A 14,277-nucleotide genomic window follows, 5' to 3' on the forward strand; every position below is an offset into this window, starting at 1 on the left:
CGCCATGACTTTCCTCGACTACGCTCCCGCGCCCGAGTCGGCAGCGATCCTGAACCTCAAAGACGAATACGGTCTCTTCATCAACGGCGAGTTCGTGCCCGGCAATGGGGAGTCCTTCACCACCATTTCCCCGGCCACCGAGAAGCACATTGCCACCGTGTCCTGCGCCAACGAGCAGGACGTCGACGCCGCCGTCGTCGCCGCCCGCCGTGCGTATGAGAAGACTTGGTCGCGTATGTCCGGTGCGGACCGCGGCAAGTACCTCTTCCGCATCGCCCGACTGGTGCAGGAACGCGCCCGCGAACTGGCCGTGGCCGAGAGCCTCGACAACGGCAAGCCCATCAAGGAAAGCCGCGACGTCGACATTCCGCTGGTCGCCGCCTGGTTCTTCTACTACGCCGGTTGGGCGGACAAGCTGGAGTACGCCGGGCTCGGCGCGAACCCGCGCTCGCTCGGGGTTGCCGCGCAGGTGATCCCGTGGAACTTCCCGCTGCTGATGCTGGCCTGGAAGATCGCGCCCGCGCTCGCCGCCGGCAACACCGTGGTGCTCAAGCCCGCCGAAACCACGCCGCTGACCGCGCTGCTCTTCGCCGAGATCCTGCAGCAGGCCGACCTGCCGGCCGGCGTCGTCAACATCGTCACGGGGGCCGGCTACACCGGCTCCACGCTGGTGAACCACTCGGACGTGAACAAGGTCGCCTTCACGGGCTCGACGGCGGTGGGACGGGAGATTGCCCGCTCAACCGCAGGCACATCCAAGAAACTCACCCTCGAGCTGGGCGGCAAGGGCGCGAACATCGTGTTCGACGACGCCCCGATCGACCAGGCCGTCGAGGGCATCGTCAACGGCATCTTCTTCAACCAGGGCCAGGTCTGCTGCGCAGGCTCGCGCCTGCTGGTGCAGGAGTCCATCCACGACGACGTCGTCGACCGGCTGAAGGCGCGCCTCGCCACCCTGCGCGTGGGTGACCCGCTGGACAAGAACACCGACGTCGGCGCCATCAACTCCGCGTCCCAGCTGGGCCGGATGCGCGAGCTCTCCGACATCGGTGAGGAGGAGGGCGCCGAGCGCTGGAGCCCTGCCTGCAACCTGCCGTCGGAAGGATTCTGGTTCCCGCCGACCATCTTCACCAACGTGTCCACGAGCCACCGGATCGCCCGCGACGAGATCTTCGGCCCCGTGCTGTCCGTGCTGACCTTCCGTACTCCGGCTGAAGCGATCGCGAAGGCCAACAACACGCCGTACGGCCTGTCCGCGGGTATCTGGACCGACAAGGGCAGCCGCATTCTGGCGGTCGCCGACAAGCTGCGTGCCGGCGTCGTCTGGGCCAATACCTTCAACAAGTTCGACCCGGCCTCGCCGTTCGGCGGGTACAAGGAATCCGGTTATGGACGCGAAGGCGGCAAGCAGGGCCTCCAGGCGTACCTGGCACCGTCCTCTGCTTTCAAGGGAGTCAACCGATGAGCCGCCTGGCTGTTCCCAAGACGTACAAGCTCTACGTCGGCGGGAAGTTCATCCGGAGCGAATCCGGGCGCGTGTACGAGGTTGCATCCACGAAGGGGAGCTTTTCGGTGAGTTCAGTCAACGCCGCGAAGGCTTCTCGAAAGGACGCCCGCGACGCCGTCGTGGCCGCCCGTTCCGCCGTCAGCGGCTGGTCGGGGACTACCGGCTACAACCGCGGGCAGGTGCTGTACCGGATCGCGGAGATTCTGGACGGACGCCGTGCCCAGTTCGCCGAGGAGATTGCAGCGTTTGAGGGCGTCTCGGTTTCCGCTGCGACGTCCCAGGTGGACGAAGCCATTGATCTTTGGGTCTGGTACGCCGGCTGGGCGGACAAGTACGTGCAGGTGGCAGGCAACGGTAATGCCGTTTCGGGGCCGTTCTTCAACCTGTCCGTGCCGGAGCCCACGGGCGTTGTGGCCGTCATTGCGCCGCAGGCGGGGGTTTCGTTGCTGGGCTTTGTGCGCGCGGTAGCGCCGATCCTCGTGAGCGGGAACACCGTCGTCGTTATTCCGAATGAAAAGGCGCCGCTTGCCGCGCTGAGCCTCGGTGAGGTCTTCGCGACCAGTGACGTGCCGGCCGGCGTCGTGAACATCCTGAGCGGGTCTCCCGCGGAGATCGCGCCGTGGCTCGCCGCGCACGCCGACGTCAATGCACTGGACCTGCTCGGTGCCGGTGAGCTGGACTGGGTTGACCTGCAGCTTGCTGCCGCCGACACCCTGAAGCGTGTGCTTCCGCCGGAATCAGGGCCCGACGCCGGTGCCCCCTCCCTGGAACGCATCACGTTCTTCACGGAGACGAAGACGGTCTGGCACACAAAGGGCCTGCTCTAACCCCGACGGCGGCGGCGGGTAGATCACCGCGGACCCTAAGGGACCAACAGGTTGTAGATCTGCCAGCCGTTTCCAACCGGGTATGGGGGCCACAGGCGGCCCGCCTCGACCGAATAGACCCACAGCCGCCCCGTTTTGTCGCGGGCAAGGAGGTCCGGAGTGTCATACGCGTCGAGGGATCCCGGCACACTCAACATCGACATCCCCGCCCATCCTGTCCCAACCCTGATGCGGGAGAGGAACCCGCCCTTACCGTTCCCTGGGTAGAGCCAGAGCTGTCCCAAGGCGTCAGTGGCGTAGACGTCTGATGCTTTATCGCCATTGAAGTCGCCGGCGCCGAAAATCCTCGTCATTGAGTTCCAGCCGCTGCCCACCTGCACACGCTTAAGGAATCCGCCGGTTCCGTTTCCCGGGTAGTGGAAGAGGCGGCCGAGGGAATCCCGTGCCAGAAGGTCAGGATTCAGGTCACCGTTGAAGTCACCCGGTGCCACGAGGGCGGTCATGCCCTGCCAACCGCTACCGATCTGTCGCCGTTTCTGGAGGTGACCCGAGCTGTTTCCCGGGTACAGCCAGAGGGCACCGGAAGCATCCCGCGCCATCAGGTCGGCGCTGCGGTCACCGTCAAAATCCCCAGGCATGAGAATGGAATTCATGGAGTTCCAGCCGGTGCCGATCTTCACCCGTGAAGCGAAGCTGTTGTTGCCTGCTCCGGCATAGAACCACAGCGCGCCCGCGCTGTCGCGTGCTATGACGTCCGGATTGAAGTCGGCATTCATATCTTTCTGCTTCGGTCTCGGCCGCAACACCACACGAGGTTCCGACACATACGTTTTCGGGGTGTAGCCAAGGGTCGACACCTGAACGCGCGCCTCAAGGGTCTTGCCGAGGTGGCTCATGCTGAGGTCCGCGCCGTTCGAGCCCGAGATCTTCACGCCGTCGGCGTAGATGCTGTAGGTGAAGTAGGTATCCGCGGGCCAGTTACCGTCGATCTTGGCCGTGATCCTGGTATCGACTTCACCTGGTCCAATGAGGGAGAGCGTGTGCGGCACAGGGTCGTCGTGGTCGCCTGCCAGAACCTGAGTGATGGGTTGCGAACGCCGGGTGCGCTGTGTGCCATCGGGCCATGTGCCGGTCACTTCGACCTGCAGGAGATCGCGATGGGAGAAGGGGTAGCCGAGCTGATAGCCGGGATCGGTGGCGTCAACTATTGGACGAACATAGTAGTTGTGATAACCCGGGGTGACATTCCAGATCCATTGGTAGGAAAGACTCACCGGGCCGCGTCCCCACACGCCGGGATGAGCGGTGAGGACATGCGGAACCTGCGTCCGTCCGGTGATCGTTGGTGACGCCGTCGGGTAGTCAGGAGAATCGGAGACCTGCAGAACGTTCGGCGCAGTGTTTTCGTCGTAGGATTTTGACTTGGCGGCGAGGTAGCCCGGTGCCCCCAGATCCACCAGATCCACCGAGGAAATCCAGTACTTACCGGGCTCCAGGGTTCTCGAATCGGTCTCGAAGGTGTAATCCCACTCCCACACGTTGTTGCCGAGACTGCGCGCCAGCGGGTCCCGGACGCCGATGTGATGGGAAAAGTGCGGCCCCCTGATCTGACCGCTGAAAGTCTTGATCCCCTGCATGTCTTCTGCACGGAACCGAACGGTCAGAGTGTCACCGGGCTCTGCCGTCGATTGTGTGAAACCCACGTCCAGCAGCCGCGGACCAAGCTGGAACTCGGTACCGACCACGTCCACGGTGGGCGCAGGCATATCCTGCGGGAAGCTGTACGAGCTGCGAGTGGGTCCGTCCGTCAGCGCGGCACTCGCCACTGTGAGCTTTCCGGAGGGCAGATTGTCGCTTCGTACCGGTACGCTCACCGTCCCCGTCCACGAGCCGTCGGACAGCTGGACGGAATCCTCAGTGAAGATGATCTCTGTCCAGGAAACGCTGTATTCCGAGCGTAGGGCGAACCGACCGCTTACCTCTGTCTCGTCCTGGGCTGTCCAGCGGTAGACGATGGTGTCGCCGGGGCCGGCGGTCGCCCCGGATTCCAGTGTGATGCTGGTCAGGATGGGCGAACCCGGCTCGTGCGTCGCTCCCAATGCCATGGGTGATGGGAGCATCACTGCCACCAACAGGAAACCAAGAATGCCGGCAAAACGGGCCGCGACTGTACCGCTCATAGTGATGCATCTTTCTGCCACTCCAGGGCCGCACCTCAGCGAGCCAGGATGACACTATCCGCCAGAACGGGCGCATGACCGTCAGTACGGCTAAAGCTTCGCAAAAACTTGGCTTCGCCCGCCTCGCACGGTCCCACGGAATCCACGCGTTCAGTGGGAATGTCTAGACAATCCCACTGAAACGTCTCGTTCAGTGGGATATCCCGACGACGGCGGCTGGCTCGGGATGCAGGATGCAGGAGTCGCGCCAGCGGGACCGCGCGGAACACCTAGAACGGGTGGAGCAACCGGTGCACGAACCGCCGGGTGCGCTCTTCGGCAGGGTCGCGCAGCACCGTGTCGGGCGGGCCGTGCTCAACCACGACACCGCCGTCCATGAACACCACCTCGGTGGCTACTTCGCGGGCGAAGGCGAGCTCATGCGTGACGAGCACCATGGTCCAGCCTTCGTCGGCAAGCTCCTTGATGACGGAAAGCACCTCGCCCACCAGCTCGGGGTCCAGTGCTGAAGTGGGCTCGTCAAACAGCAGCAGTGTCGGCCGCAGCGCCAACGCGCGCACAATGCCCACGCGCTGCTGCTGCCCGCCGGAAAGCTCGTGCGGGTACTGGTCCCTCTTCTCCGCGAGCCCCACGCGCCCGAGAAGCTCCTCGGCATCGCGGACGGCCTCGGCCTTCGGACGGCGCTGGACCTGCACCGGCCCCTCGATCACGTTCTCGAGCACCGTCTTGTGCGGGAAGAGGTTGTAGTGCTGGAACACCATGGCGCTGCGGTCACGCAGCGCGGCGAGCTGGCGCTTCGGCACGTTGCCGCCGAAGTCGACGGCGGGCCCATCCGCGAAGGTGATGCGGCCGGCGTCGGGAATCTCCAGACCATTCAGGGAGCGCAGAACCGTGGTCTTGCCGGACCCCGAGGGGCCAACGAGCGCAACCACACCGCCGGACGCGACGGACAGGTCGATAGAACGCAGCACCTCGTTGTCGCCGAAGGACTTCCGCAGCCCCTCGACGGTCAGCACGGGGCCGGACGATGTATCAGCGGGGTGATTAATGCGCGACATAGCGGTCCAGCCTCTTCTCAATCCGGGACTGTCCAGCCGAGAGGACAAGACAGAAAACCCAGTACACGGCTGCGGCCTCAATGTAGAGCAGCATGAACTGCTGGCTGAACGCGGCGATTTCCTGGGCCTGGCGGAAGAGCTCGGTCACCAGAATCAGTGACGCCAGTGAGCTGTCCTTCACCAGTGAAATGAACGTATTGGACAACGGCGGGACTGACACCCGGGCGGCCTGCGGCAGGATGATGCGGCGCAGGGCCAGCGTGCGGGACATGCCGATGGTGTGGCCGGCTTCCCACTGGCCGCGCGGAACCGAGAGGATCGCCGCCCGGATGATCTCCGCAGCGTAGCCGCCGACGTTGAGGGAGAACGCGATGATCGCGCTCGGCCACGGATCGATGGTCAGCCCGATCGATGGCAGCCCGTAAAAGATCACGAACAGCTGAACCAGCAGGGGAGTACCGCGGATCACCGACACGTACGCCCGCCCGATGCCGGACACCAGCCTGTTCGCGCTGAGACGCATGAGCGCCACCAGCAGAGCCAACATGAGACCGAAGGCGAAGGACGCCAGGGACAGCGGGATGGTGCCGGTGAGGCCGCCCTGAATAAGTGGCCAGAGCGACGTCAGGGCCAGGTCCCAGTCAATGTCCATAATTTCCTACGCTATCCGGTGGCTGAAGGTGATTTCCGCACAACAAACGGCGAGCACCTTCCGGGGCTGCATGCCCGCAGCCGGTGCCCGCCGTCGTCGTAATGGTTACTCTGCGCTGACGTCCTCGCCGAAGTACTTCTCAGAGATTTCGGCCAGCGTTCCGTCGGCGCGAAGCTCTTCGAGGGCCCCATTGACGGCCTCGACCAGCTCATCGCTGCCCTGGCGGAAAGCCAGTGCGCTACGGGACTGGTCCTCGGTCTCCGCGGCGATCTTGATGGCGTCGTTCGGAGTGGACTTCTGGTAGTCGAGGAAGGTCAGTTCGTCGTTGATGGTGGCATCGACCCGGCCCTGCTCGAGGAGGGTCACCGACTGTGCCCAGCCCTCGACGGCCTCGATGTTGGCGCCGCTTTCCTCGGCCAGCTCGTACCAGTTGCTGGTGAGCGACTGCGCGGTGGTCTTGCCCTCAAGGTCCTCGAACGAGGTGATTTCGCTGTTGTCAGCGGCAGTCACAATGACACCGTTGCTGTAGGTGTACGGCTCCGAGAAGGAGTAGGTCTCCTCGCGCTCCGGGGTGATGGATACCTGGTTGGCGATGACGTCGAAGCGTCCGGCCTCAAGACCGGCGAAGATGGCGTCCCACTGGGTCTCTTCGAACTCAGGCTCCACGCCGAGCTTCTCCGCCACGGCGGTGATGACCTCGACGTCGTACCCGGTCAGATCGCCGGCGCCGCCCTCGTGGTAGGTGAAGGGCTTGTAGGTGCCCTCGGTGCCGACCGTCAGAACTCCGGACTCCTGGATCTCACTGAGGGTGGTGCCGCCGGTGGACTCGGCAGCGGTTTCGGCGGTATCGGTGGAGGCAGAAGAACCGCATCCGGCAACTGCAAAGAGGATGGCCGTTGCGGCGCCGAGCAGCGGAAGACGGCGAGAAATCATGGATGAATCCTTTTGACGCTGGAAATGTTGATGCCCGGGTGTGGGCTATCCATTCCAGCAGTCGACGGCGCTTGCTTATTCCCCGGCGTAACGTTGCGTAACATTTCGGCCGGGGCCAGCGGAAGGGGCGCCCGCAGACGCGAAAGGGGGCCCGCAGACGCGAAAGGGGGCCCGCTCAGCGGACCCCCTGTCAAGAAGAGCGGCATTAAGCCTTGCGGTCACCTTTGGCCATGCGGTAGCCGGTGTCGGAGCGGCCCATGATCGTCTGGGGAATCCAGAACGCGAGGAAGAAGAGCGTGAGGCAGACCGCGAACGGCCAGACGTTAGTGCGCTCGAAGAATGTCAGTGAATAGATCGAGCCGGCGAACAAAAGGATCATCAGAACGAAAGCGATGATGGTTGCCGGCAGTTTCCCTTCACCGGAGTGTTCGGGCCGTGATCCGTTTGTTTCGCGCGTCTTGTTGACCGGGTGTGCCATGAGTCTCCTCGGGATGTGCGTGGCGTATTTCCTTAACTCTAGCGTCAGCCGCGGAATCCGCAGGGCAGGTCAACCCACGATCAGCTTGATGGCGAGGGCCAGCATCACAACGCCGATCAGAAGGTCCACCACCCGCCAGGTGCGCGGGCTCTTCAGGACCCCGGACAGTGCCCGGGCGCCGTAGCCCAGCGCGCAGAACCAGATGATGCTTCCGACGACGGCGCCGGCTGCGAAGATCCACCGGGTTCCGTCCTGCTGCTGGTTGGCGAGGCTGCCCAGGAGTACAACGGTGTCCAGATATACGTGCGGGTTGAGGTAAGTCAGCGCAAGGGTGGTGGCGACCACCGACCCACGGCTCCGCGGGGCTTCGGCGGTCAGGGTTGCCGGCCTCAGCGCAGACAGGAACGAGCGGATCGCCCACCAGGTCAGGTAGGCGGCTCCGCCCCACCGCAGAACATCCAGGGCCGCTGGGAACTGGGCCACGAGCACCCCGATCCCGGCGGTGCCCCCGAGGATCAGGAGGGCGTCGCTGACAATGCAGAGCGCCACCACAACTCCCACGTGTTCCCGGCGGATTCCCTGGCGCAGCACGAACGCGTTTTGGGCGCCGATGGCGATGATGAGGGCAAGCCCGGTCAGCAGCCCGGTACCCCAGATACTCAACATGCCTTCAACGGTAGGTCCGAAGCCGGATGTAGACAAACGATAGATTCTGCGGATGCATTAGATTTGCTTCATGCAGTTCCAACAGTTGCGTGCCTTGGCCGCGGTCATTGATGAGGGCTCCTTCGAGGCCGCCGCCGACGCCCTTCGGGTCACCCCCTCGGCAATCAGTCAGCGAATCAAGGCGCTGGAAGCGTCGGTCGGTCAGATCGTGGTCCGCAGGGGCGTGCCGTGTGCGCCGACGGATGCGGGATCGGTCCTGTTGCGCATGGCCCGCCAGGTGCAGATCATCGAAGCTGAGGCCCGGGACGCACTGGGCAGCGGCGTCGCCACCCGGACTGTCACCCCGGTAGCCGTGAACGCTGACTCGCTGGCCACCTGGTTTGTCCCCGTTCTGAGCGAGGCCGCCGGGTGGGCCGACACCACGCTTGATCTGCGCGTGGAGGACCAGGACCACAGCAGCAGGCTCCTCCGCCAGGGAGACGTGATCGGTGCGATCACCTCGGATCCCGCGCCCGCCAACGGATGCCGGGCAGAATTGCTGGGCTACATGCGGTATCTCCCAGTCGCGACGCGCGAGCTGCACTCGCGGTTCCAGAACGACGGCGGCACGGACTTCTTGCGGATGCCCGTGCTGCAGTTCAACGCGAAGGACGATCTGCAGCAGCGCTTCCTGAAAGCCCACGGCGTCGAGCAGCCGCCGCCCAAACACCTCATTCCGTCCTCCGAGGCGTTCCTGGCCGCGCTTCAGGCGGGCCTGGGGTGGGGAATGATCCCCGAGCTGCAGCTCGGAACGGACCTGACGGACGGATCCCTGGTGCTCCTGGAAACGGACGCGCACTCCGATGTGCCCCTGTACTGGCAGACCTGGACGCTCAATTCGGAGCGGCTGAACCGGATCTCCGAGTCCATCCGCAGGGCGAGCCGACAACTGCGCTGAACCCCCTCGCGTTGAGTTGGCAGGACACACCCTGAATTGCCCGCCAGAAGGGGTGTGTCCTGCCAACTCAACGCGGGACGGCGCGGACAGCGCGGACGGCGCGGGACGGAGGGCGGGTAGCAGCTAAAGCTGCAGCCGGTACCCGCGCTTGATCACCGTCGCCACGAGACGACCCTCCGGCAGCGACTTCCGCAGCCGGCTGATCGTCATGTCCAATGCGTGTTCTCCGGCATCGCCCGGCAGCACGCCCGCGAGCTGTTCACGCGAGAGCACTGTTCCATTGGCCTCGACCAGGGCACGGAACACGCTCATCGGCGCAGGTGCAAGCTCGACGGCGTTCCCATCGATGCGCAGGTTCTTTCCGCGCAGCTCGATCAGTCCATACCGGCTCGGGTACCGCAGGACGCGGTGCTGGCCCAGATACTCGCCCACCAGCCGGATCAGCGCTCCCATGCGGTACCGCTCCGGTATCAGCGGCGACACTCCCGCATCCACCAGCGGCTGTGCAGTCACGGGCCCGACGACGGCGGCCGTCACCGGCCCGGACAGAGCCTGCAGGAACGCGTCACGGCAGCCCATCTCGGATGCAGTACTCAGCACGGCGTCAACGGCCGGAGCGCTGGTAAAGGTCACGATGTCGACTCCTCCGCTGCAGACCGCCTCGATGAGCCGTGGCAGCTGGTCGGACCCGGCGGGCTTGACCCAGCGGTACGGCGTTGCGGTGAGGACCTGGGCGCCGGCCTGCCGCAGCCGGTCGAGCTGCCGGTAGTCGGTGTAGCCGTGGAGCTGAACAGCCACGGTTTTTCCGCGCAGGTCGAGTCCGAGCATCATGTTCACGAGCGATGCCGTGGTCTCATCGTGGCTGATGCCGACGTCTGTCAGCCCGGCGGCGCGTACGGCACCGCGTGCTTTGGGCCCGCGGACGTAGATCTTCGACTCGCCGAGCACCGCCAGCAGTGCTTCCCCGACGCCCGCCGCATCGGCAGCCTCGGACCATCGGCGCAACCCGTACGCAGTGGTGACCACCGCATAGTCCGGCCGCGCGGCAATGATCGCCCGGGTGTCCTCGATCAGCGGCAGGTCAGCGGCCACGGGTGCGATTTTGAGGGCCGGCGCGTGCAGCACCGTGGCGCCGCGCCGCTCCAGTGCATCAATGAGGTCACCCGATCGGCGGTCCGACGTCACGCCGATGCGGAAACCGGCCAGCGATCCATCGGCCGGTACCTCTGTCGCCAGCGGAGCAGTCACCGTCACGACGCCACCATCGGATGCGTCAGGACCTGCTCAAGGGTGGTGGAGAAATCCCGGCGCTGCCGGACCACCTCACCGATCACGACGACGGCGGGCGACGTGCAGCGCGCCAGGCCGGCAGCCGTCACGGCCTCGCCCAGGTTGGTGACGGTGGTCCGCTGTTCGGGGCTGTAGCCCTTCTCTACTATCGCCACGGGCACGTTTGCGGCCAGTCCGGCCCTGCGGAGGCCGGACGTCAGCTGCGGTAGTGTGCCGATTCCCATCAACACCACGATAGTGCCGCCGAGCTTTGCCAGCGCCTCAAGTTCCTGATCGGTCAGCGGCTGGTGACCCGAAACGACCGTGAACGCGTGCGCCACTCCACGGTAGGTGACGGGAATCCCGGCGGCCGCCGGTACGGCAATGGAGCTGCTGATTCCCGGCACCGTGGTCACGGGGATGCCCGCGGCCGTACAGGTGTTGACCTCTTCGCCGCCCCGCCCGAAGACAAAGGGATCCCCGCCCTTCAGCCGCACTACGTGCCGGCCTTCGCGTGCCTTCGCGACCATGAGCTTTTCGATGTCCGTCTGGCTGACCGGGTGGTGTCCGGGCGTCTTCCCGACGTCGATCAGCTCAGCGCCCGGCGCCATTTGCGGCAGCGTGCGGTACGGTCCCAGCCGGTCAAAAAGTACGACGTCGGCCTCCCGGAGCGCCTGCCTGGCGCGCCCGGTGAGCAGGTCCTCCGCCCCCGGTCCACCCCCGATCAGGGTGACCCTGCCGCCCGGCGTGGCGGGCTCTTCGGAGGCGGTGAGGATCCTGCGCTCCCGGCAGGCCTCGCGCAGCGGCGCCCAACCGTCCCCATCAGGGAGGTCACCGTCGCCGTTCGCCACGACCACCGCGAGGCTCACTGCGTCCAGCAGCCGCGGGTGGAACTGGGCGGAGGTCGCAATGCGGCGGACGGTCGCACCGCCGGCGCTGTAGCGGCGCACCGTGTGGCGGGCCGCCGTCGTCGTGCCGGCGATCAGGACGGTCAGTCCTGCGCAGTCAAGGGTGAGATCGGTGCCCAGGGGGGAGTTCATTTCGCCGCCTCTGTTGCTTTTTCTGCACCCTGACGGACCGGAATGCCGCTGCCCAGCAGTACCGGACCGGACCCGGCCTGCGCCGCTGCGCGTTCCTCCTCGGTGGCGGGCCGGATCTGGCCGCGCTCGGGGACGTTGGCGATCCAGTCGTCCTTCTCATGCGGAGCGTTGACGAAGGAGCGGAACCGGCGCAGGCGCTCAGGATCCTTCAGGGTGGCAGCCCACTCATCCTCGTAGTTGTCGACGTGGCGCGCCATGGCGGTTTCAAGGTCCTCGGCGATGCCGAGTGAGTCGTTGATGATGACATCCTCGACGTGCTTCAGTCCGCCGTCGAGCTCGGCCTGCCAGGCCGCTGTGCGCTGCAGCCGGTCCGCGGTGCGGATGTAATACATGAGGTAGCGGTCGATGTAGCGGATGAGGGTGTCATCGTCGAGGTCCTTCGCCAACAGCTCCGCGTGGGCGGGCGTGGCACCGCCGTTGCCGCCGACATACAGGTTCCAGCCGTCCGAGGTGGCGATGATACCGACGTCCTTGCCGCGCGCCTCCGCACATTCACGGGCGCAGCCCGAGACGCCGAACTTCAGCTTGTGGGGGCTGCGGAGACCGCGGTAGCGCAGCTCCAGCTGGATGGCCATGGCCACTGAGTCCTGGACACCGAACCGGCACCAGGTCGAGCCGACGCAGGATTTCACGGTCCGCAGGCTCTTGCCGTACGCCTGACCGGATTCGAAGCCGGCCTCGACGAGGATCTTCCAGATCTCCGGGAGTTCCTCCAGCCGGGCACCGAACATGTCGATGCGCTGCCCGCCCGTGATCTTTGTATACAGGTTGAAGTCCTGGGCCACCTTGGCGATCACGCCCAGTTTCTCAGGGGTGATCTCGCCGCCCGGGATGCGCGGCACTACCGAGTAGGTGCCGTTTTTCTGCATGTTGGCCAGCGCGCGGTCGTTGGTGTCCTGCAGGATGCCGCGGCCGCCGTCGAGCACGTACTCCGCGCGCTGCGAGGCGAGGATGGATGCGACGACGGGCTTGCAGATGTCACAGCCGAGGACGCCGGCCTCAGGGACGCCGAAGCGTTCGATGATGCCTTCGAAACTGTCGAGCTCGAGGACCCTGACTGCCTCGAAGAGTTCTGGGCGGGACATCGTGAAGTGCTCACACAATGTCTTGGAAACCTCGATGCCGCTCTTCTTCAGCTCACCCTCGAGGAGCTTCTTGAGCATCGGCACGCAGGAGCCGCAGCCGGTTCCGGCCTTGGTGCAGCCCTTCAGCGGGGCGAGCTCGCGGACAGGTTCGGAACCCTCGCAGGTGCCGCACCCGTTGACGGCATCGCGGATCGAGCCCGCGGAGACATTGTTGCAGGAGCAGAGGATGGCGTCATCGGGCAGCTCGGTGTCCGGAGCCTCACCGGCACCGGCAGCGGAGAGGTACGCGCCCGGCTCGGCGCTGAGCTCGCGTCCCAGCAGCGGACGGAGCGCGGTGTAGGGGGAGGCGTCGCCGACGAAGATGCCGCCGAGGAGCGTCTTGGCATCGTCGGTGACCACGAGCTTCTGGTAGAGGCCGCGGGCGGGATCCGCGTACACGATCTCGAGGCTGTGTTCGGTCTTCGCGAAGGCGTCACCGAACGCTGCAACCTCGACGCCGGAAAGCTTGAGCTTGGTGGCGGTGTCGAACCCGGGGAATGTGGCGGTACCGCCGTGCAGCCGGTCTGCGACGATCTCCGCCATGGTGTTGGCCGGGGCCACGAGGCCGAGACACATGTCCTCGAAGCAGGCGACCTCACCGATCGCCCAGATGCTCGGGTCCTCGGTGGCGCAGGCATCGTCGATGACCACGCCGCCGCGCGGGCCCATGGTCATCCCGGCGTCGCGGGGGAGTTCATCCCGGGGACGGACACCGATGGCAACCACGACCAGGTCCGCGGGAATCCGGCGCCCGTCGGCCATGTCCACGCCGACCATCCGCCCGTCCTCCACCACGAACTCGGTGGGGAAGACACCGCCATGCACCTCGAGACCCTTGGCGGTGATGAGCCGGTCGAGCGCCTGCCCGCCGCCCTGGTCCAACTGCGTGTTCATCAGCCAGGGCGCGCCGTTGATGACGGCGGACTTGGCGCCGAGGGACTGCATACCGCCGGCCGCTTCGAGGCCCAGCAGACCGCCACCGATGACCACCGCATCGATGGTTCGCCCGTACTCGGCGGTCAGGCGCGTGACCTCCGTGCGGAGGGTACGGACGTCGTCGACCGTTCGGTAGACGTGGGCAGCATCCATCCCCGAGAAGGGGAGGCGGGCTGCGTTGGAGCCGGTGGCGAGCACAAGCTGGTCATAGGGGTAGACAGCACCGGCCTCCGTGGTGACGGTGCGGGCCTCCCGGTCCAGTGCAACGGCGCGGGAACCGGCGGCGAGCGTGATTGCGGGGTGGTCCCACATGGCGGCCTCACCCAGGGTGAGGTCGACGTCGTCGAGCAGTGCCTGGCTGAGGGCAACCCTGTCATACGGCAGCCAGGTCTCCTCGGTGAGGACGGTGACGTGGAAGCCGTCCAGTCCGCGGGACCACATGGCTTCGACGAAGCGGTGGGCGGCCGGGCCGCCGCCGACAACGAGGATTTGGTTCAGGGACGCTGGAGTCATGATGGGTACCTTTCGCGCTGGGAGTAGGTCTCCGCACTTAGGTACCGAGCGTACGGACGCCCAGTTGCCCCGTGATTTCACTTATGTAAACGAAGAT

At 65.7% G+C, this 14,277-nt stretch carries 12 protein-coding genes; 3 read left to right on the forward strand and 9 right to left on the reverse strand.

Annotated features, from left to right (window positions below; all coding sequences use genetic code 11):
- Nucleotides 1–4 precede the first annotated feature (4 nt).
- Together AC4D1W_RS02910 and AC4D1W_RS02915 are read left to right on the forward strand one after the other, a co-directional pair.
- Entirely contained in the window at nt 5–1,465 is a 1,461-nt protein-coding gene (locus AC4D1W_RS02910) for an aldehyde dehydrogenase family protein (RefSeq protein WP_490897754.1), read from the forward strand.
- On the forward strand, nt 1,462–2,334 hold the full coding sequence (locus tag AC4D1W_RS02915; RefSeq protein WP_490897755.1) for an aldehyde dehydrogenase family protein: 873 nt from the start codon (nt 1,462–1,464) through the stop codon (nt 2,332–2,334). The genes AC4D1W_RS02910 and AC4D1W_RS02915 overlap by 4 nt, the downstream gene beginning before the upstream one ends.
- Before the next feature lie 35 nt (nt 2,335–2,369).
- On the opposite strand, the gene AC4D1W_RS02920 is transcribed toward AC4D1W_RS02915, so the two are convergent.
- From AC4D1W_RS02920 to AC4D1W_RS02945, 6 genes are all read right to left on the reverse strand, one after another.
- The gene (locus AC4D1W_RS02920; protein ID WP_490897756.1) at nt 2,370–4,514 is read right to left on the reverse strand and encodes an FG-GAP repeat domain-containing protein; all 2,145 of its coding nucleotides are present in this window, start codon (nt 4,512–4,514) and stop codon (nt 2,370–2,372) included.
- 269 nt (nt 4,515–4,783) lie between these two features.
- Nucleotides 4,784–5,572, reverse strand: a complete 789-nt coding sequence (locus AC4D1W_RS02925) for an amino acid ABC transporter ATP-binding protein (protein WP_490897757.1) — start codon at nt 5,570–5,572, stop codon at nt 4,784–4,786.
- Nucleotides 5,559–6,224 (reverse strand): amino acid ABC transporter permease, encoded by a 666-nt coding sequence (locus tag AC4D1W_RS02930; protein ID WP_490890729.1) that lies wholly within the window; start codon nt 6,222–6,224, stop codon nt 5,559–5,561. The genes AC4D1W_RS02925 and AC4D1W_RS02930 overlap by 14 nt, the downstream gene beginning before the upstream one ends.
- A 105-nt stretch (nt 6,225–6,329) precedes the next feature.
- Nucleotides 6,330–7,157: an amino acid ABC transporter substrate-binding protein gene (locus AC4D1W_RS02935; protein ID WP_490897758.1), complete on the reverse strand. Its 828-nt coding sequence runs from the start codon at nt 7,155–7,157 to the stop codon at nt 6,330–6,332.
- 205 nt (nt 7,158–7,362) lie between these two features.
- Nucleotides 7,363–7,635, reverse strand: coding sequence for a hypothetical protein (locus AC4D1W_RS02940; RefSeq protein ID WP_490890731.1), 273 nt, complete (start codon nt 7,633–7,635; stop codon nt 7,363–7,365).
- A gap of 69 nt (nt 7,636–7,704) precedes the next feature.
- Complete coding sequence (locus tag AC4D1W_RS02945; RefSeq protein WP_490897885.1) at nt 7,705–8,301, reverse strand: LysE/ArgO family amino acid transporter; 597 nt, start codon at nt 8,299–8,301, stop codon at nt 7,705–7,707.
- Nucleotides 8,302–8,371: 70 nt separating this feature from the next.
- Here AC4D1W_RS02945 and AC4D1W_RS02950 point away from each other — a divergent pair, with 70 nt between their 5' ends.
- Nucleotides 8,372–9,238 (forward strand): LysR family transcriptional regulator ArgP, encoded by an 867-nt coding sequence (locus AC4D1W_RS02950; protein ID WP_490897759.1) that lies wholly within the window; start codon nt 8,372–8,374, stop codon nt 9,236–9,238.
- 123 nt (nt 9,239–9,361) lie between these two features.
- Here the strand turns inward: AC4D1W_RS02950 and AC4D1W_RS02955 are convergent, their stop codons facing one another.
- The 3 genes from AC4D1W_RS02955 to nirB are packed head-to-tail and all read right to left on the reverse strand — an operon-like array spanning nt 9,362 to nt 14,180.
- Entirely contained in the window at nt 9,362–10,492 is a 1,131-nt protein-coding gene (locus AC4D1W_RS02955) for a uroporphyrinogen-III synthase (RefSeq protein ID WP_490897760.1), read from the reverse strand.
- Complete coding sequence (cobA, locus tag AC4D1W_RS02960) at nt 10,489–11,547, reverse strand: uroporphyrinogen-III C-methyltransferase (protein WP_490897761.1); 1,059 nt, start codon at nt 11,545–11,547, stop codon at nt 10,489–10,491. The genes AC4D1W_RS02955 and cobA overlap by 4 nt, the downstream gene beginning before the upstream one ends.
- The gene (nirB, locus tag AC4D1W_RS02965; RefSeq protein WP_490897762.1) at nt 11,544–14,180 is read right to left on the reverse strand and encodes a nitrite reductase large subunit NirB; all 2,637 of its coding nucleotides are present in this window, start codon (nt 14,178–14,180) and stop codon (nt 11,544–11,546) included. Before nirB ends, cobA begins: the two co-directional genes overlap by 4 nt.
- Nucleotides 14,181–14,277: the final 97 nt, after the last annotated feature.

It is taken from the genome of Arthrobacter sp. TJ-170 (assembly GCF_058269305.1).

Coding starts and splice junctions, on each gene's coding strand:
- AC4D1W_RS02940 (WP_490890731.1), bottom strand. CDS start 7,635: ATGGCACACCCGGTCAACAAGACGCGCGAAACAAACGGATCACGGCCC.
- AC4D1W_RS02945 (WP_490897885.1), bottom strand. CDS start 8,301: ATGTTGAGTATCTGGGGTACCGGGCTGCTGACCGGGCTTGCCCTCATC.
- AC4D1W_RS02910 (WP_490897754.1), top strand. CDS start 5: ATGACTTTCCTCGACTACGCTCCCGCGCCCGAGTCGGCAGCGATCCTG.
- nirB (WP_490897762.1), bottom strand. CDS start 14,180: ATGACTCCAGCGTCCCTGAACCAAATCCTCGTTGTCGGCGGCGGCCCG.
- cobA (WP_490897761.1), bottom strand. CDS start 11,547: ATGAACTCCCCCCTGGGCACCGATCTCACCCTTGACTGCGCAGGACTG.
- AC4D1W_RS02935 (WP_490897758.1), bottom strand. CDS start 7,157: ATGATTTCTCGCCGTCTTCCGCTGCTCGGCGCCGCAACGGCCATCCTC.
- AC4D1W_RS02920 (WP_490897756.1), bottom strand. CDS start 4,514: ATGAGCGGTACAGTCGCGGCCCGTTTTGCCGGCATTCTTGGTTTCCTG.
- AC4D1W_RS02915 (WP_490897755.1), top strand. CDS start 1,462: ATGAGCCGCCTGGCTGTTCCCAAGACGTACAAGCTCTACGTCGGCGGG.
- AC4D1W_RS02950 (WP_490897759.1), top strand. CDS start 8,372: ATGCAGTTCCAACAGTTGCGTGCCTTGGCCGCGGTCATTGATGAGGGC.
- AC4D1W_RS02925 (WP_490897757.1), bottom strand. CDS start 5,572: ATGTCGCGCATTAATCACCCCGCTGATACATCGTCCGGCCCCGTGCTG.
- AC4D1W_RS02930 (WP_490890729.1), bottom strand. CDS start 6,224: ATGGACATTGACTGGGACCTGGCCCTGACGTCGCTCTGGCCACTTATT.